This window comes from Methylocystis sp. H4A, assembly GCF_015709545.1.
Classification (GTDB): Bacteria; Pseudomonadota; Alphaproteobacteria; order Rhizobiales; family Beijerinckiaceae; genus Methylocystis; species Methylocystis silviterrae.
The window spans coordinates 179,549-194,475 of the sequence record NZ_JADNQY010000027.1 but is presented as its reverse complement, the minus strand read 5'-3'; the positions used below and the strand labels follow the sequence as shown (position 1 = coordinate 194,475).

Genomic DNA, 14,927 nt, shown 5'->3' with positions numbered 1-14,927 from the left:
ATGCGCGTTGGCGTCTATCGGCCGCATTTGCGCGGTCTATATCGCTTTTTTCTCGTCGTCTCTCGGGCATGCGGCCGACAACCGGCTCGTGCTGACTGGCTCGAGCACCGTGGCGCCGCTCGCGGCGGAGATCGGCAAGCGGTTCGAGGAGCAAAACCCCAGCATCCGCGTCGACGTGCAATCGGGCGGTTCCTCTCGCGGCGTCGCCGACGCCCGCTCAGGCCTCGCGGACCTCGGCATGGCGTCGCGCGCGCCGAACGCCGACGAGACGGACCTGCAATTCTTTACGATCGCGCGCGACGGCGTCGGGATCATCGTGAATACGAATAATTCGGTCCGGTCTCTGACGGACGAGCAGATTGTCGCGATCTATACGGGAAAGATCACCGATTGGAGCAAAGCTGGCGGCGCAGCCGGACGGATTACGGTCGTCAACAAGGCTGAGGGCCGGTCGACCCTCGAACTGTTCCTCCACTATTTCAAGCTGAAGGGCGGCGACGTGAAAGCGCATGTCATTATCGGCGAGAATCAGCAGGCCATAAAGACGGTGGCCGGCAATCCTGGCGCCATCGGCTATGTGTCGATCGGTTCGGCGGAATATGAGGCGGATCACGGCGCTCACATCAGGCTCATGCCGATGAGTGGCGTCGCGGCGTCGGTTGAGAATGTTCGAAGCGAATCCTTTCCGCTCGCCCGTCCGCTCAATCTTATCAGCAAGGGAGGGCCCGGGGCGGTTGCGAGACGTTTCATCGATTTCGCTCGATCGAGAGGCGTTCATGACATTGTCGAATCGCAGTTCTTCGTCCCGGTCGCGCCGTGATACGCGACTTGTCGCGGCGGTGGCGACGGCCGCGCTGGGCTCGTCCGCCATATTCGTGTTGATCGTCGGCTTCCTTCTGAAGGAATCGTGGCCGGCGCTATCCACGATTGGTCCTGCGCGATTTCTCTTCGACCCGGCGTGGCGCCCGACCGAGGGCCTCTTCGGCCTCGCCCCCATGCTGTCCGCGTCGCTTGCGGCTTCGGTCGGCGCGGTCATCCTCGCCACGCCGCTCGGAGTCGCCTCGGCGATTTTCTGCCGCCATTATGCGCCGCCTCCGATCGGATGGATTCATCGCTGGTCGATGACTCTGTTGTCTGGCGTCCCATCTGTCGTCATCGGACTTTGGGGGTTGACCGCCATCGTCCCGCTGATCGGCCGCTTCGAGCCGCCCGGCGCCAGCCTGCTCGCCGGGATTCTGATCCTGACAGTGATGATTACGCCGACCATCGCTCTGACGAGCGGGGCGGCGCTGGATTCCCTCCCCGATGCATATGGGCGGGGCGCTGTGGCGCTGGGATTGTCGCGCGAGGCGACGCTGGCGCATGTGCTGCTTCCCGCCGCGCGCGGCGGCGTCGCCGCCGGCATCCTGCTTGCCGCGGCGCGCGCCCTCGGCGAAACGATGGCGATCGTCATGGTCAGCGGCAATGTCGTGCAGGCGCCGTTGAGCCTATTCGACCCAGTGCGCACGCTGACGGCCAATATTGCGCTGGAGATGGCTTACGCGACCGGAAGCCACCGCTCCTCGCTGTTCGTTTCCGGACTGATCCTCACAGCTCTTGTCATCGCACTGGCGACGGCAGCCTGGCGCCTTTCGGGGGACCGCTGTCATGGATGAGGTTGCAAGACCCCAGGCGGCGTCGACAACGCTGCCGACTCCTTCCCTGCGTGACGCGCTGTACGGCTTCGGCATTTGCATCGCCGCCTTGCTTGTCGCCGCGATATTTTTCTGGCTGCTCGCCGATCTGGCGCGGCAGGGCGTGGGCCGCCTCGACTGGACCTTTCTCACCACTCCGCCGCGCAATGCGGGGCGCGATGGCGGTCTCGCGCCCATCCTCGTCTCGACATTTCTGATTGTCTTTGTGGCGATGTCGATCGCGGCGCCGCTCGGCGTCGCCACCGCAATTTTCCTTTCGGAATTCACGCCCGCAGGCGGACGCTTGGCGCGCTGGATGAGTCTCAGTCTGGACGTCCTCGCGGGTACGCCGTCCATCGTATTCGGTCTCTTTGGCGGCGCATTCTTTTGCGTCTTTCTGGGCCTCGGTTTTTCGATTCTCTCGGGCGGCATGACCCTCGCGTGCATGGCGCTTCCTATCCTGATCCGCACGGTCGAATCAGGACTGCGGTCTTCGCCGATCGAGTGGCGCCTCGGCGCCGCCGCCCTTGATCTCTCACGCGCGACCCTTCTCTGGCATGTCCTGCTGCCCGCCGCCGCGCCGTCGCTCGCCGCCGGCCTGAGCCTTGGAATTGGCCGGGCGGTGGCGGAAACGGCGGCGCTCATTTTCACAAGTGGCTATGTCGATCGTATGCCGTCATCTCTCTTCGACTCCGGCCGAGCGCTTTCCGTCCATATCTATGATCTCACGATGAATGTCAGCGGCGGCGACGCCAACGCCTATGCCTCGGCGCTCGTTCTGATCGCCTTCCTGATCGCCGCGAACAGTCTCGCATTTTGGTTCTCAAACAGAATATTCGGCCGAAGGATGGCCCGCGCATGATCGCGTATATTGCAGACACAGACGCAACAGCCGGCTCCGGCCGCGCCGCCTATACCCTCGGCCCGCTGGCGGCCGGGCCTGCCTGCTGCGAGCCGAGGCCACAGATTAGCGTCGAGAATCTGACGCTGGCGTATGATGGACGCGCGGCCCTCAAGGAGGTGAGCCTCGATATCTTCCGCGGTTGCGTCACAGCGCTGATCGGTCCGTCAGGCTGCGGAAAGACGAGTTTCCTGTCGAGCCTCAACCGGCTGAGCGATCTCATTCCGGGATGCGAAGTCGAAGGGCGAATTCTTTTCGATGGCCAGAATATTCATGATCAGCTCACCAATGTCCGGGCGCTGCGGCGTCGCGTGGGAATGATCTTCCAACGGCCCAATCCATTTCCGCTCTCCATCCGACGCAATCTTGAGATGCCGCTGAAGGAGCATGGCGTTCGGCGCCGCGCCGATCTCGATGCGGCCGTGTGGCGGTCGCTCGTCGACGTCGGCCTTTGGGAGGAGGTCAGGGATCGGCTCGACGCCCCCGCGCTCGCGCTGTCCGGCGGACAACAACAGCGTCTGTGTATCGCCCGCGCCCTCGCGCTGCAGCCGGACGTCCTGCTGATGGACGAGCCGTGCAGCGCGCTCGATCCCGTTTCCTCGACAATCGTCGAAGATCTGATCGCGAGTCTGCGAGGTAGCTACACGATTGTCATCGCCACTCACAATCTGGCCCAGGCGCGCCGCGTCGCCAATTATGCCGGCTTCTTCTGGGTGAAGGATCGCGCCGGCGTGCTGATCGAATTTGATCATTGCCAGCGAATTTTTGACTCGCCACGCCATGAACTGACGGCGGCTTATGTTGGCGGGCGAAGGGGTTGAGGCGCGCGCTACGGAAGGCCGAGCGAAGCCGTCAGCCTTGCCGAAGGGCCTCCCGGCCGATGACGTAGAGTATCTTGACGCCGGCGCCGATGGCGCCCCTAAGCGTGCCCGAAACCTTTGACGCCCCGATGCGTCTTCGGTAGCGAACCGGAACTTCGAGCGTGCGCAAGCCATGTTTCGCCGCGCGCGCCTGCATCTCCACCGTCCAACCGTAATTCTCGTCGGTCAGCGCCAGTCGGCTGAGGGCGTCGCGCCTTATGGCGCGGAAAGGTCCGAGATCCGTATAACGCGCGCCCCAGATCCACCGCATCAGCAGGCAGGCAAGCCAATTTCCAAACATTTGCTGCGGCGTCAACGCGCCCGCTTCCCGTTTTCCCAGCGTTCGTGATCCAAGGACAAGATCGGCAGCGCCATCGGCGATAGGCGCGACGAGCGCCGACATGTCGGCCGGATCGTCGCTTGCATCGCCGTCCATGAAAACGATCACATCCACGGATGGCATGACCGAGAGCGCGGTCAGACACGCGCGTCCATAGCCGCGGCGCGGCTCCATGACGACGACCGCACCCAGATCTCTTGCAATCTTGCCCGAACCATCACTCGACTGGCCATCGGCGACGACAACGATCTTCACCCAATCCGGAATCGCAGACAACACCACCGGCAAGGCGGCGGCTTCGTTCTTCACCGGAATGACGACCCCGATGGAAAGATCGCCCGGCGCAACGGCGTTGTTCATGTGCGGCTCGCGCAGTGCGTCTTCTGGTCATGAATTCGGCGCCACAGAAGCCAAGCCCAGACCGGCGCCGCGTGCAAAATTGCGACCCCGTTCTGAAACAGCGCGCGCTCGCCCATGGCCGCCATCGGAAAGAACAGATAATATGCAGGAAGCGTCACGGAAGCCAGAAGCAGCGGCCAGCACTGTACAGCGGCTGCGAGCGGTAGGAACCACAGCGCATACCAGGGGAATTGCGCCGGGGACAGATAGAAAACGGTTGCGGCGACGATGAGCGCGCGGCCGAGAAGGTCACGCAAATCCTCGATCGGACGCATTGCGATGATTACGGCGACGGCCGCGGCGGAGACGCCAGAAAGAGAACGCAAGGTTTTTGCCGTCCAGCGAGAAGCGTCGCCGCTGACGCAGTCGAACAGCCCGCACAGCCATGTAAAGGGCGCATTGTTGATTTGCCAATGCGCTGCATAGGCCGCGAGACCTGAGCGATCCGTGAAGGAAGCGGCGAATAGCGGCGCCAGCAGAATTGCCGCTGCAATCCCGAAGACAAAAATGGCGATGACTGGATAGCGCCGCCCGTCGAGATGCGCGCGCGCGATGAGAGGCGCGAGAAGTATGGGCCATATCTTGACGCCGACCGCCAGCGCTAGCAACGCCGAGCACGCAGTGGACCTCATGCGATAGGCGGCGAACATTGCGCCGAGAACCAGCGGGCCAAGCAGAAGATCGACATGAACAGTCGCGGCGCCCGCAAAAACAACGAGAGGATTGCACCAGTAAAGCGCCGCCAGCATGCGCGGTCGGTTCAGTTCGTCCAGAAGCCGAAACATGACGCCGAGCGTCGCAACGTCGGCGATTGCAAAAACGAGCCGAAGGCCGTCGACGCTCCAGGGCGCGACAAGGTGCGCGGCGCCAAAGGCGAGTTGCGCGGCGCCAGGATAGATCGAGGTATATTCCGGGAAATTGATGCGTTTGAGCGTCGAGCGCCCGGTCTCGGCCAGCAGGTCGAAGGGCGGCGTCCCGTTCTGACCTGTCGCCGCCTGTGCCGGCGAAAGCGCGTAGGGGCTGCGACCCGAGGCGACGGCGGCTCCGTCCCAAAGATAGCGGTAAAAGTCGTCTTCGAGCGGCGGCGCCGTCGCGAACCAGACGAGCCTCATGGCGAGGCCAAGTCCAACCATCGGCCAAATAGGCGACGCACGACTCAGCCTCGCGGATATCGCCCGACTATGCATATAAACGAGCCCGACCGCCGCCGACGCCGACAGAAGCCCGACGAGCGGCGCGACGCCGGCGAAATCCCTCACCGCCGCATGAGTCAATCCAGGGCTCAGGACGACGAGCGCAATCTGGCTTGCCGCCAGCAGAGCGCCTACCCAAATGCTCATCAATCGCGCGCCTTCATGGCGCGCTGAAGCAATCCGCCCCATGACTCGTCGTACGGGTGTATTCGATTGACGGACCCGATCAAATCGACGACAGGCCGCCCTTCGCTGAACCAGCCGAAAATCCCTCCTCGGAGATTGTAAAGCGCGAGGGATTCATGCGCTGCGGCCGCCTGCGCGATGCGCTCCACCATGATTGAGCTGCGCACGCCAACGGAGCAATAAAAGATCGCGACGCGCCCGCGCAGCTCCGCTGCATGTTCGGCGAGGAAACGATCTGCCGATTCGGCGGGATCAACATGGACCGCGCCAGGCAAGTGCCCCGCGTCGAATTCGTGACTCTCGCGAACATCAAATAGAACGGCGTCCCCGGACGCGATTAGTCGAGATGCTTCAGCGCTTACGATGTTGGGCACATTGTACTTTGCTGCAACGGCGCGCTCTACGTCCGCCAAAGCGACGTTCTTCGATGCAGGATTTGGGATCGATACAGGGCGACGTTCAACAAAGGTAACGCCGCTGACTATTCCGACAAGCGTAAGAGCCCAGAGGAAATTAGAGGATTTCCAGAGCCGCCCCCTACGTTGGATTGCCTGCTTTGACGCCATTCATCCTTATCCGGTTGGACAGTCGAGAGCTAGTTCGAGCCGCTAAGCGAAAAGTTACATTCACCATGGCGAGAGCCGACGAAATAGAAGGCGCAGAGCCCCGTAACTTCGGGGTGCTCCAATGCGAATAGCCTCGCATAACCGAGCGAAGGAGCTGAAATGCCTCAGGCGACCCCGCCGATATGGTCCCTGCCCCAAGCTGAGGCGATCGCTGTTGGGCTTATGTGCAAAGCGCCGCGTCCCGGTCACGCGAAAACTCGCCTGGGTCGCACGATCGGCGCGGATTTCGCAGCCGCGCTTTCTGAGTGCTTCCTGCGTGACGTTGCGAAAATTATCGAGACCCTCCAACCAAGCCACAACTTGCAGGGCTATGGGCTTTACGTCCCGATCGACGCCGCCGCCGAGATCGCGGCGTTGCTTCCCCGCTCATTTCGTCTCGTTCCGCAACACGGCGATGACTTCTCGTCAATCGTCCATGGCGCAATCGCCAGTCTCCTCGAACGCCATCGCGGCGGCGCGATGCTCATTAACTCTGACAGTCCGACGCTTCCTCCGCAGATTCTAGCGATGGCGTCGGACGCGCTCCGGCGCCATGAAGATTGCGTCGTTCTTGGCCCGGCATTCGATGGCGGATATTACTTGATCGGACTCAAGCATGCTCACTGGGAGCTGTTTCGAGACATCCCCTGGAGCACGAATGAGGTCGCGCGAATGACGCGCGACCGCGCGCGGGAATTGGATATCCCGACCGTCGAGCTTCCGATGTGGTACGATGTCGATGACGCAGCCGACTTTTCGCGCCTGCTCGAAGAAATCGCAGGCGTGCCGCCAAGCTTCGGAAGTTCTGGAGCTGGTGCGAATGGGCATTCTGGTGAGCTGCACGCTGCTCCCGCGCTCGCGACCCGCGCCATGATCAAGAAGTGGAGCCAGAACCGCGAATTTTATCTGGAGTCAGATCATGATTCGAGGCATTGGCCGACACGCTAACGTCAGGGATGCTTGAAAACGGCGTTGCGCGCAGGCGACGCGCCATCGTCCCAGCGCAATGCGCGGAAGTCGAATTCACCATCGATGAGAGGTTTGACGATCTGAAAATAGGGAGAAACATCGAAGTCCCTCGGCGTGAACAGCCCGTGGTGGCGAATGGTGAGGATCTCTTCAATGCATCCCGGGCAATCAGGCGCGCTCATATCCCGAGCATTCACGATCGGCAGAATCGGATAGCGGATCGATTGGAACGCTTGCGCAATCAATGTGGAGCAAATGGCCCGCGTAGGATCGCCGCTGCCCAAGGCGATCATGCGACGACGGAACCGCTGCGGAACCGGCGGGTTCGGCAACAGATAACGCGCAAGATCGATGATGTTGCGAAGATCATAGTGATTGCCCAAACGCTCGATGACATAGGACGTCACCTTGCGGCGTTCGGTTTCGTCGAGCCCTAGTGGCCGGCAAATACGTGTCTGGACATTCTCGAATTCGCTAATCCCGACGGTACGCACGCCGTCCACCAAGTCGACTTCGACGAAGCAGTGGTCACGGTCCGTGGCGGTCTGCGTGAGGTGCGAACCCACATAGAGCGCCGCATGCGACCACGGGGACTGTGTCAGATATTTTATTGCTGCGCTGACTCGGCTGTTCCCCTCTATGAGCAAAACGTCGGCGGGACGCAGGCATGCCAACAGCCGCGTCGGGTTCGTTACGGGCCCGGAGCTATGAACATGGGTCGGGGTCGTCAGGAAGCGCGCCAGTCCATCGCCGAACCATCCGAGAGTCTTTCTCATCGCGATCGGCTCTGCGCGAGACATGGCGGTTCAGTCATCGAGCGCCAGACAGGATATGATCCCTGCCGCGAACCACTGCGTGAGGAACTCCCCGGCTCGGGCAGCGACGTTCTCGCCGGACCCCTGGAATTGGAGAAGCGAACAGATCTCGGCAAACGACTTTCCCGCCGAAGCTTCAATCAGGGCAAGCCGCTCGTCGGGCGAAACGAGACGATAAGACGACTGATGATCGCTGCTACGCCAAAACAGGATGTGCTCTTCCCCCTCATCGATGAGTGGCAGCTCCTGCCCGTCACGCGCCGCTTCATATAAGGCCGCGGTTCCGACGGCGAGATCCAGGAGTTCGCAGCTAGGGTGGAATTTGAAAGAAATCGATGGCGAGCCTTCCGCAGAAACAGCGGCTAGCACGTCGATAGAGAGGCGTGGCCCGTCGGCGGCGTCGAACGCATCGGCGAGCGCACGCTCGAAGCGCGCGAGGTCGATCGCTTGTATGTCGTTTTCCAAACGCGCATGCGTTCTCATGAATTCGGGGAGTCGCGCTCCGTACCAGCGCGCGTTTCGAACGCGCGACGGCGCCGCTGAAATATACGCCTCGACGAGAGATCCGAATTCCTCGTCCTCAAGATAATTTCGCAGAACCGGGTAGTCGTTCGAAAGAAACTCTGCGAGGCGAAGTCGGTAAGCATTATGGTAGACGGCAAAAAGCGTCTCCGCGTTCGTCCTTTTCGAATTCACGACGAACCGAGGAGCTATTGCTTCTTCGCTCAATATCCCGGCCTGAAATCTGTCTTGCAGCTCGGCGAGCGTCATGCAGCCGTCTCCTCTCGTGAGTGGACGACGGCGGCGTATATCGACCTTGCACGGTCGAGTTCGGCGACCAGTTCATGGAATGGCGGAAAGTTGTCATCGCGCTCGATCATCGTCGAGACCTCGCCGAATTGGCGGCAAACCCGTTCGTAAAGCTTCCACACGTCAGCGCAAATTGGCTGATCATGCGTGTCGATCTTATGCGTTCCGGCGTCCGAATGGCCCGCGAGGTGTAGTTGCACCACACGCTCTGCTGGAATTGCATCGACAAATTGGCGCTCATCGAAGCCATGATTGAACGCAGAGACGTAAATATTGTTTACGTCGACAAGCAGCCAGCAGTCGGCGCGCTCCGCCATCTCTCGGACAAAGGTCCATTCGTCCATTTCGGATTCATGGAACGTCACGTAGGTGGACGCGTTCTCGATCGCGATCCTTCGTCCCAGAAAATCCTGCACGCGATTTATCCGGTCGACAACGTGTTGCAACGCCTCGAAAGTATACGGAACGGGAAGTAGATCGTGCATGTTCACGCCATGGACGCCCGTCCAGCAGAGATGATCGGAAATCCAACGGGGCTCGATACGATCAGCGAGTTTCTTGAGGGTTTTGAGATAATCGACATCGAGGGGATCGGTGGACGCCAGAGACATCGACACGCCATGCATGACAATGGGATAGTCGGCTCGAATGCGTTCGAGCATGGCGACCGGCCGTCCTCCCGGAACAAGATAATTTTCCGTGATGATCTCTAGCCAGTCCACATTCGGCCGGCTTTCGAGAAGCTCTCGGTAATAGACTGGCCGCAGCCCGAGACCAAAACCCAATGACAAAGGCTTGCTCATGGCGAATGTCTCAGAGTACGTGGGCAGCAATGGAGAAGCGGGCGGATGGCGAGTCCGCCCGATTATCCTGATCCGTCAGCCGACAGTGCCGCCCTGCGCCTCGCAGGCGCCCTTCGATTTTGCAGGGAGCCAGCCCTGGCCTTTGCACGCGTTTTGGCCCTTGCAACCGCTACTCGCTGTCTGACAGGCGCCCTGGCCCTTGCAGGCGTTGAGGCCCATGCAATGAACGGATTTCATGCCCTTTTTCGCGGCAGCTGGCGTCGAGGCCGCGCCGCTAAGCGCCAGCGCAATCGCCGCGGCGGCGAGAGTCGAGCCCGAAACGATACTGACCTTCATGTCAATCTCCCTATTGGTTCGCTCAATTGGCGAACAGCGGTGAGGACCCCTCACGAGCCTCACGAAACATGTTTCGCGCGGAGCGCGCCTAAAGTTACAGAGAATGTATCCGTTGGAGTTGCATGCAATTAATCGGGCGCCAGCTCGTAGCTAGCTCGCGGGCTCGCTGGCTTTCTTCAGGCGACGACCACAAATAGCGTCCAATTTCGATAGGAGGTTTGTATCCCACACCGATGGATCGCTGATGACAACAGAATCCAGGCAGCTGTCGATCGGCGAAGGCGCCCGGGGATTGCGGAGTCGTTTCGCGAGTTCGACGATCAGACGTTGGGCGCCTCCCACGTTCGCGCGCATCACCGCCAAAATGCTCGCGACGTCCACCTCGGCGCTGTCTTCGCGCCAACAGTCATAATCCGTGATCATGCAAAGATTGGCGTAAGGAAGCTCCGCCTCCCGGGCGAGTCGAGCCTCCGGCATCGCGGTCATGCCAATGACATCGCAAGCCCAGCTTCGATACAGCCGGCTTTCCGCGCGCGTTGAAAACTGCGGTCCTTCCATTGCCAGATAGGTCACGCTCTCGATCAGTCTCAGGCCTACCTGGCGGGCGGCGTCCTTGGCGTAGCTGGACAGGCGAGGGCAAACTGGGTCAGCCATGGAGACATGCGCGACGAAGCCTGCGTCAAAAAACGATCTCGCTCTATTTTCCGTTCGATCGACGTACTGACCGACGGTGGCGAACATGCCTGGCGCCAACTCCTCCTGCAGCGACCCCACAGCCGAGACCGACAAGATGTCTGTGCAACCAGCCCGTTTCAGGACATCGATGTTGGCGCGCGAGTTTATGGCGCTGGGCGGAAGTCGGTGACCCCGCCCATGCCGCGGCAGAAAAACCAAACGAGTCTCTTCTACCACGCCAAAGAGCAATTCATCGGAAGGTTCGCCCCATGGGCTGTCGACCTTGACCCAGCGGCGATCCATTAGGCCTTCGAATTCGTACAGGCCCGATCCACCTATTATTCCCAATGTCCAGTGCGTCAAAATCCTCTCCTCAGTGGGGCGATCCATGATTGCTGTAGCATGACGCCTTCGGGCCGTTCATCAACACTGTAGCGACAGAGACGCGCGAGCTATGCGTCGAGACACGCCAGGGACGCGCGTTTGGCGCTCCGCGCAACTACCCGCGCCTCGGATGTAACCTCGCGGCGCTTTACAGCGAAAATGAATTCGTATCGTGTGAACAGCGTCGAACGGCCGAAGACTCAAATGAGCGATAAGCCGCTCCCCTTTCCAAAAAAATCAATCGCCAGCATTTTGACTGCCCGACAGTGGACCTGCCGTAACCTATTTGCCTCCTGCATCGAAAGATAAGTCGGCTCCTGAGATCATCTGCCCCACCGTACTGAGTATCTTGAGAGCTGCTTTCCGGGCGTGGTCGCGGCGAAGGTGAACAAGAAGCGTCTCATCGCGCTCGGGAAGCTTGTTAGGCATGTGGGCTACGACCATGCGCGCGCGTACGCCCTGTTCTTGGTCTCGCTCTCTGATCTCGCCGGAAGCTCAAAGGAATAAAGGTGATGGCTGCGCCATCGTCGATCGCGGGGTGGCTCGTTCACTTTGCGATTGGCGCGATTCTGTGGGGGTCTGTTTGCATGACTCGATCCGCACCAAATCTTCGGGGCGGTGTTCGGCGGCGTTTACGGCTCGAGCGGCCTGAACCGGCGCCGCATCTTCAATTTTCGCGCCGAACCTGGATTGCGCTCGCAGCGCCGGCCGCCTGGGCGAGTTGCTGCTCGAGTTCGGCGATCCGCGCGGTGAGCGGCGCCGTCATCGCGCGCATCTCGTCGAGCGTGTAGCGCTCGACGATGTGTTGCGGACAGTTCCAGTCGAACCCCTCGACCCTGATCAGAAAGCCGCGCTCGACGCGGGCCCGGTAATCCGAGGTTTCGAGTCGAGACAAGGTCGCCTCGTCGTCGAGACCGATGATCTTCGCGCGCCCAAAGAGCTTCAGCCGCGTCTTGTTGGGGTAGTCCATGAAGAAGAGCGACACGCGATCATCGGTCATGAGATTGCCAAGACTGATATATTGCCGGTTGCCGCGGAAATCCGCGAAACCGATCGTGGTCTCGTCCAGCACGCGCGCGAATCCGATCGGCCCGCCGCGATGCTGGATGTAGGGCCACCCGGTCTCGCTGACCGTCGCCATGTAGAACGAATCTCGGGCGCCAATGAATTGGGCCTCCGCCTCGCTCAGGCGATGGTTCCTGGGCTCCGGCGCTCCCTCCATGCGCGCATAAGCGTTGCGGCTGCCAAATTGCTCCTGCGCCTTCTTCACCGTCGGGGTGAAGGCGATGTCAGCGTAGCGATGCGGCATGGCGTCCTCCTGCAGGCTCGCGCCCGAGCCTTTTAAAGTCCGAGATCGGAAAGACCCGGGTGATCCGCAGGCCGCGGGCCTTGCGGCCAGCGGAACTTCCGTTCGCTTTCGCGGATCGGCTGATCGTTGATGCTCGCGAAGCGCAGTCGCATCAGCCCGCGCGCATCGAACTCCCAGTTCTCATTGCCATGGCTGCGGAACCAGCCGCCCGCGTCATCGCGCCACTCGTAAACAAAGCGCACCGCGATCCGGTTCTCGGCAAACGCCCAGAGTTCCTTGATCAGGCGATATTCGATCTCACGCGTCCATTTGCGCTTCAGGAACGCGACGATGTTGGCGCGGCCCACCGGGAACTCCGCGCGATTGCGCCAACGGCTGTCCTCCGTATAGGCGAGCGACACGCGCTCTGGGTCGCGCGTGTTCCAGGCGTCTTCGGCCATTCGGACTTTCTGTATGGCGGTTTCGCGTGTGAAGGGCGGCAGCGGCGGACGGACGCCGGCATCTTGGGTCGTCTTGGTCATCTCGGTCATTGAAAGCTCCTCTCGCGGTCAGGAACCGGCGCAGGGTCCTCCGCGCCGGTCCCGAGTCAGTCAGGCGGCCTCGTTCAGCTGGATTTCCGGGAAGTCGATCTCGATCTGGGTCGCCTTGCCCAGAAGATTCGTGAAGATGTTCATTGCGACATGCGTGATGATCTCGATGATCTCGCCATCCGAATGGCCGGCCGCGCGCACGGCGTCGAATTCGGCCTTGCTCACCTGTCCGGCATGCTCGACGAGCGCGCGGGCGAAGGCGAGCGCGGCTTCCGCCTTGGCGTCCGACGAACGGCCCATGCGGTTCGCCAGCATCTCCTGACTGTCGAGGCCGGCCTTGCGGCCGATGGCCGTGTGCGCAGAGACGCAGTACTGGCAGGCGTTCTGTTCGGCGACGGCCAGCGCGATACGCTCGCGCGTTTTCGGATCGAGAAAACCCGCGCCGGCGATCCCGTGGATGCCGAGGAACGCGTTCAGCGCCGCCGGGGAATTGGCCAGCACGCGGATGAAGTTGGGGACCGCGCCAAGGCTGGCCTGGACGGCGTCCAGCAATTTCTTGGCTTCGCCAGTGGCGGATTCGGGGTCGATGACGGCAATTCGAGCCATAGGGTCAATCCTTGTTTCGTTGACGGCGCGGCGCACCTCGGCGCCGCTCCTCCAGACAATGGCTGGTTATTTTTCTTGTAAGAATATCTGACGTATGGAATTCATTATTCCGATTATAGGAATAAAATGGATCGTCTTCACGAGCTCGAGGTATTTGTCGCCGTCGCCGACGCCGGCAGCTTCGCGAAAGCGGGAACGCGTCTGCGCCTGTCTCCCCCCGCGGTGACCCGGGCGATCGCTGCGCTTGAAGAGCGTCTCGGCGCCCGCGTCTTCAACCGCACGACCCGCAGCCTGACCATCACAGACATCGGTCAGCGCTTCCTGGAAAGCGCGCGGCGTATCCTGACCGATCTCGATTCCGCCGAGAAGGATGCCGTCGGCGAAACAGCCGTTCCGAATGGCCATCTCACGCTCACGGCCTCAGTGACATTTGGTCGGTCGGCCCTCACGCCCGTGGTGTGCGCGTTTCTTAGCCAGCACCCGCGCGTAACGATGTCGGTGCTGCTGCTCGATCGCATCGCCAACCTCGTGGAGGAAGGGATCGATCTTGCGGTCCGCATCGGTCCGTTGCCGGATTCAAATTTGGTCGCGAAGAAGATCGGAACCGTTCGAAGGATATTGGTTGCGAGCCCGGACTATCTCGTGCGGCGGGGCGTTCCGCAGACTCCCGCCGATCTACGTCTCCACTCAATCATCGCGTTCACTGGCCTTATGCCGAACAGGGAGTGGCGTTTTCTCGACGGCAAAAAAGGCAACAGCGTTTCATTTGTCCCGCGGCTCGAGATCAATGACGCGGCTGCATCCATCGCCGCGGCGGAAATGGGGGATGGGATCACCGTGGCGCTGTCGTACATGGTCGCCGACCAGATTCGCGACGGCCGACTCGCGCCTCTTCTCGACAATTTCACGCCGCCGCCCGTCCCAGTTCACCTTGTCTATCCTCAGAGCCGCTTGGTCTCCTCCAAACTGAGAGCTTTCATCGACTTCGCCGCGCCGCGCCTGCATGCGACGCTCGATGGCCTTAACATCTCCTAAAAAGGTCTGCTCTGATTGCAGCTCACGCGAGCCGATCGAGCACTTACGTCTGCTGTCAAAGGGGGCGGCCAACATAGTGGCAATCTTGACGCCGACGATGCTTGTAACCGGCCATCGAACCGATTTCATAAACTCCCTTGCTGCATGCCCGAACAACATCCGGCGGCGCGGCCATGCTCTCTGGCTTCCTGAATCGGGGGGCACGGAACGTCGCCATAGGAGCAGAACACGCAGCAATCCCCCGCCTTCGGCTTGAGGAGGGCGCCGCAGCCCCTGCATTCGTAGAAGAACTGACAAGCGTCGGTCGGCATCGTCTCCGCTGATTCGTAGCCGCAGGACGGGCAAGTAATGGTCGAGACGAGTTGCATTCAGCGGCCTCTAAAAAACTTGAGCAGCATGGGGTCGATATAGCTCCAACTTGCCGCCGCGATTACGGCCGTCGACGCGCAGAGAAGCAGCGCTATCGTCGCGCGTGAGCGCGTGGACGATCCGCAGCTT

At 61.2% G+C, this 14,927-nt stretch carries 18 protein-coding genes; 6 read left to right on the top strand and 12 right to left on the bottom strand.

Features of this window, described 5'->3' with window-relative positions:
- Window positions 1-7 precede the first annotated feature (7 nt).
- Genes IYW40_RS15630 through IYW40_RS15615 form a run of 4 tightly spaced genes read left to right on the top strand, consistent with a single transcriptional unit; the run spans window position 8 to window position 3,395 of the window.
- A complete protein-coding gene (locus IYW40_RS15630) occupies window positions 8-820 on the top strand; it encodes a phosphate ABC transporter substrate-binding protein (RefSeq protein ID WP_210327317.1) in 813 nt (270 codons plus the stop codon).
- Complete coding sequence (pstC, locus tag IYW40_RS15625; RefSeq protein WP_196401232.1) at window positions 777-1,655, top strand: phosphate ABC transporter permease subunit PstC; 879 nt, start codon at window positions 777-779, stop codon at window positions 1,653-1,655. Before IYW40_RS15630 ends, pstC begins: the two co-directional genes overlap by 44 nt.
- Window positions 1,648-2,535 (top strand): phosphate ABC transporter permease PstA, encoded by an 888-nt coding sequence (gene pstA / locus IYW40_RS15620; protein WP_196401231.1) that lies wholly within the window; start codon window positions 1,648-1,650, stop codon window positions 2,533-2,535. Before pstC ends, pstA begins: the two co-directional genes overlap by 8 nt.
- The gene (locus IYW40_RS15615) at window positions 2,532-3,395 is read left to right on the top strand and encodes a phosphate ABC transporter ATP-binding protein (protein WP_196401230.1); all 864 of its coding nucleotides are present in this window, start codon (window positions 2,532-2,534) and stop codon (window positions 3,393-3,395) included. Before pstA ends, IYW40_RS15615 begins: the two co-directional genes overlap by 4 nt.
- Before the next feature lie 31 nt (window positions 3,396-3,426).
- Here the strand turns inward: IYW40_RS15615 and IYW40_RS15610 are convergent, their stop codons facing one another.
- From IYW40_RS15610 to IYW40_RS15600, 3 genes are read right to left on the bottom strand one after another with little or no spacing between them, the layout of a single operon-like run.
- Window positions 3,427-4,134 (bottom strand): glycosyltransferase family 2 protein, encoded by a 708-nt coding sequence (locus tag IYW40_RS15610; protein WP_196401229.1) that lies wholly within the window; start codon window positions 4,132-4,134, stop codon window positions 3,427-3,429.
- Window positions 4,131-5,513, bottom strand: coding sequence for a hypothetical protein (locus IYW40_RS15605; protein WP_196401228.1), 1,383 nt, complete (start codon window positions 5,511-5,513; stop codon window positions 4,131-4,133). The genes IYW40_RS15610 and IYW40_RS15605 overlap by 4 nt, the downstream gene beginning before the upstream one ends.
- Window positions 5,513-6,118 carry a rhodanese-like domain-containing protein gene (locus tag IYW40_RS15600; RefSeq protein ID WP_246720837.1) on the bottom strand — a complete coding sequence of 202 codons (606 nt, stop codon included), beginning with the start codon at window positions 6,116-6,118 and terminating at the stop codon, window positions 5,513-5,515. The genes IYW40_RS15605 and IYW40_RS15600 overlap by 1 nt, the downstream gene beginning before the upstream one ends.
- A gap of 159 nt (window positions 6,119-6,277) precedes the next feature.
- On the opposite strand from IYW40_RS15600, the gene IYW40_RS15595 reads away from it, so the two are divergent.
- Window positions 6,278-7,105, top strand: a complete 828-nt coding sequence (locus IYW40_RS15595) for a TIGR04282 family arsenosugar biosynthesis glycosyltransferase (RefSeq protein ID WP_196401226.1) — start codon at window positions 6,278-6,280, stop codon at window positions 7,103-7,105.
- A gap of 2 nt (window positions 7,106-7,107) precedes the next feature.
- On the opposite strand, the gene IYW40_RS15590 is transcribed toward IYW40_RS15595, so the two are convergent.
- From IYW40_RS15590 to IYW40_RS15555, 8 genes are all read right to left on the bottom strand, one after another.
- Window positions 7,108-7,902, bottom strand: a complete 795-nt coding sequence (locus tag IYW40_RS15590; RefSeq protein WP_196401225.1) for a YiiX/YebB-like N1pC/P60 family cysteine hydrolase — start codon at window positions 7,900-7,902, stop codon at window positions 7,108-7,110.
- 30 nt (window positions 7,903-7,932) lie between these two features.
- Window positions 7,933-8,712, bottom strand: a complete 780-nt coding sequence (locus IYW40_RS15585) for a putative DNA-binding domain-containing protein (RefSeq protein ID WP_196401224.1) — start codon at window positions 8,710-8,712, stop codon at window positions 7,933-7,935.
- On the bottom strand, window positions 8,709-9,554 hold the full coding sequence (locus IYW40_RS15580; RefSeq protein WP_196401223.1) for a DUF692 domain-containing protein: 846 nt from the start codon (window positions 9,552-9,554) through the stop codon (window positions 8,709-8,711). The genes IYW40_RS15585 and IYW40_RS15580 overlap by 4 nt, the downstream gene beginning before the upstream one ends.
- 75 nt (window positions 9,555-9,629) lie before the next feature.
- A complete protein-coding gene (locus IYW40_RS15575) occupies window positions 9,630-9,890 on the bottom strand; it encodes a hypothetical protein (RefSeq protein ID WP_175095241.1) in 261 nt (86 codons plus the stop codon).
- A 150-nt stretch (window positions 9,891-10,040) separates the two neighbouring features.
- Window positions 10,041-10,955 carry an S-methyl-5'-thioadenosine phosphorylase gene (gene mtnP / locus IYW40_RS15570; protein ID WP_348644290.1) on the bottom strand — a complete coding sequence of 305 codons (915 nt, stop codon included), beginning with the start codon at window positions 10,953-10,955 and terminating at the stop codon, window positions 10,041-10,043.
- Between the two features lie 661 nt (window positions 10,956-11,616).
- Window positions 11,617-12,258, bottom strand: coding sequence for a pyridoxamine 5'-phosphate oxidase family protein (locus IYW40_RS15565; protein ID WP_196401221.1), 642 nt, complete (start codon window positions 12,256-12,258; stop codon window positions 11,617-11,619).
- A gap of 32 nt (window positions 12,259-12,290) precedes the next feature.
- Complete coding sequence (locus tag IYW40_RS15560) at window positions 12,291-12,779, bottom strand: nuclear transport factor 2 family protein (protein WP_196401425.1); 489 nt, start codon at window positions 12,777-12,779, stop codon at window positions 12,291-12,293.
- A gap of 69 nt (window positions 12,780-12,848) precedes the next feature.
- Window positions 12,849-13,394: a peroxidase-related enzyme gene (locus IYW40_RS15555; RefSeq protein ID WP_196401424.1), complete on the bottom strand. Its 546-nt coding sequence runs from the start codon at window positions 13,392-13,394 to the stop codon at window positions 12,849-12,851.
- Window positions 13,395-13,520: 126 nt separating this feature from the next.
- Between IYW40_RS15555 and IYW40_RS15550 the strand changes: the two genes are divergently transcribed.
- Window positions 13,521-14,429 carry a LysR family transcriptional regulator gene (locus IYW40_RS15550; RefSeq protein WP_196401220.1) on the top strand — a complete coding sequence of 303 codons (909 nt, stop codon included), beginning with the start codon at window positions 13,521-13,523 and terminating at the stop codon, window positions 14,427-14,429.
- 125 nt (window positions 14,430-14,554) lie between these two features.
- On the opposite strand, the gene IYW40_RS21915 is transcribed toward IYW40_RS15550, so the two are convergent.
- Complete coding sequence (locus tag IYW40_RS21915; protein ID WP_246720836.1) at window positions 14,555-14,797, bottom strand: GDCCVxC domain-containing (seleno)protein; 243 nt, start codon at window positions 14,795-14,797, stop codon at window positions 14,555-14,557.
- Window positions 14,798-14,927 lie beyond the last annotated feature (130 nt).

What these genes read in the sequence shown, in the direction of transcription:
- pstC (WP_196401232.1), top strand. Translation starts at nt 777, where the DNA reads ATGACATTGTCGAATCGCAGTTCTTCGTCCCGGTCGCGCCGTGATACG.
- pstA (WP_196401231.1), top strand. Translation starts at nt 1,648, where the DNA reads ATGGATGAGGTTGCAAGACCCCAGGCGGCGTCGACAACGCTGCCGACT.
- IYW40_RS15615 (WP_196401230.1), top strand. Translation starts at nt 2,532, where the DNA reads ATGATCGCGTATATTGCAGACACAGACGCAACAGCCGGCTCCGGCCGC.
- IYW40_RS15610 (WP_196401229.1), bottom strand. Translation starts at nt 4,134, where the DNA reads ATGAACAACGCCGTTGCGCCGGGCGATCTTTCCATCGGGGTCGTCATT.
- IYW40_RS15605 (WP_196401228.1), bottom strand. Translation starts at nt 5,513, where the DNA reads ATGAGCATTTGGGTAGGCGCTCTGCTGGCGGCAAGCCAGATTGCGCTC.
- IYW40_RS15600 (WP_246720837.1), bottom strand. Translation starts at nt 6,118, where the DNA reads ATGGCGTCAAAGCAGGCAATCCAACGTAGGGGGCGGCTCTGGAAATCC.
- IYW40_RS15595 (WP_196401226.1), top strand. Translation starts at nt 6,278, where the DNA reads ATGCCTCAGGCGACCCCGCCGATATGGTCCCTGCCCCAAGCTGAGGCG.
- IYW40_RS15590 (WP_196401225.1), bottom strand. Translation starts at nt 7,902, where the DNA reads ATGAGAAAGACTCTCGGATGGTTCGGCGATGGACTGGCGCGCTTCCTG.
- IYW40_RS15585 (WP_196401224.1), bottom strand. Translation starts at nt 8,712, where the DNA reads ATGACGCTCGCCGAGCTGCAAGACAGATTTCAGGCCGGGATATTGAGC.
- IYW40_RS15580 (WP_196401223.1), bottom strand. Translation starts at nt 9,554, where the DNA reads ATGAGCAAGCCTTTGTCATTGGGTTTTGGTCTCGGGCTGCGGCCAGTC.
- IYW40_RS15575 (WP_175095241.1), bottom strand. Translation starts at nt 9,890, where the DNA reads ATGAAGGTCAGTATCGTTTCGGGCTCGACTCTCGCCGCCGCGGCGATT.
- mtnP (WP_348644290.1), bottom strand. Translation starts at nt 10,955, where the DNA reads ATGGATCGCCCCACTGAGGAGAGGATTTTGACGCACTGGACATTGGGA.
- IYW40_RS15565 (WP_196401221.1), bottom strand. Translation starts at nt 12,258, where the DNA reads ATGCCGCATCGCTACGCTGACATCGCCTTCACCCCGACGGTGAAGAAG.
- IYW40_RS15560 (WP_196401425.1), bottom strand. Translation starts at nt 12,779, where the DNA reads ATGACCAAGACGACCCAAGATGCCGGCGTCCGTCCGCCGCTGCCGCCC.
- IYW40_RS15555 (WP_196401424.1), bottom strand. Translation starts at nt 13,394, where the DNA reads ATGGCTCGAATTGCCGTCATCGACCCCGAATCCGCCACTGGCGAAGCC.
- IYW40_RS15550 (WP_196401220.1), top strand. Translation starts at nt 13,521, where the DNA reads ATGGATCGTCTTCACGAGCTCGAGGTATTTGTCGCCGTCGCCGACGCC.
- IYW40_RS21915 (WP_246720836.1), bottom strand. Translation starts at nt 14,797, where the DNA reads ATGCAACTCGTCTCGACCATTACTTGCCCGTCCTGCGGCTACGAATCA.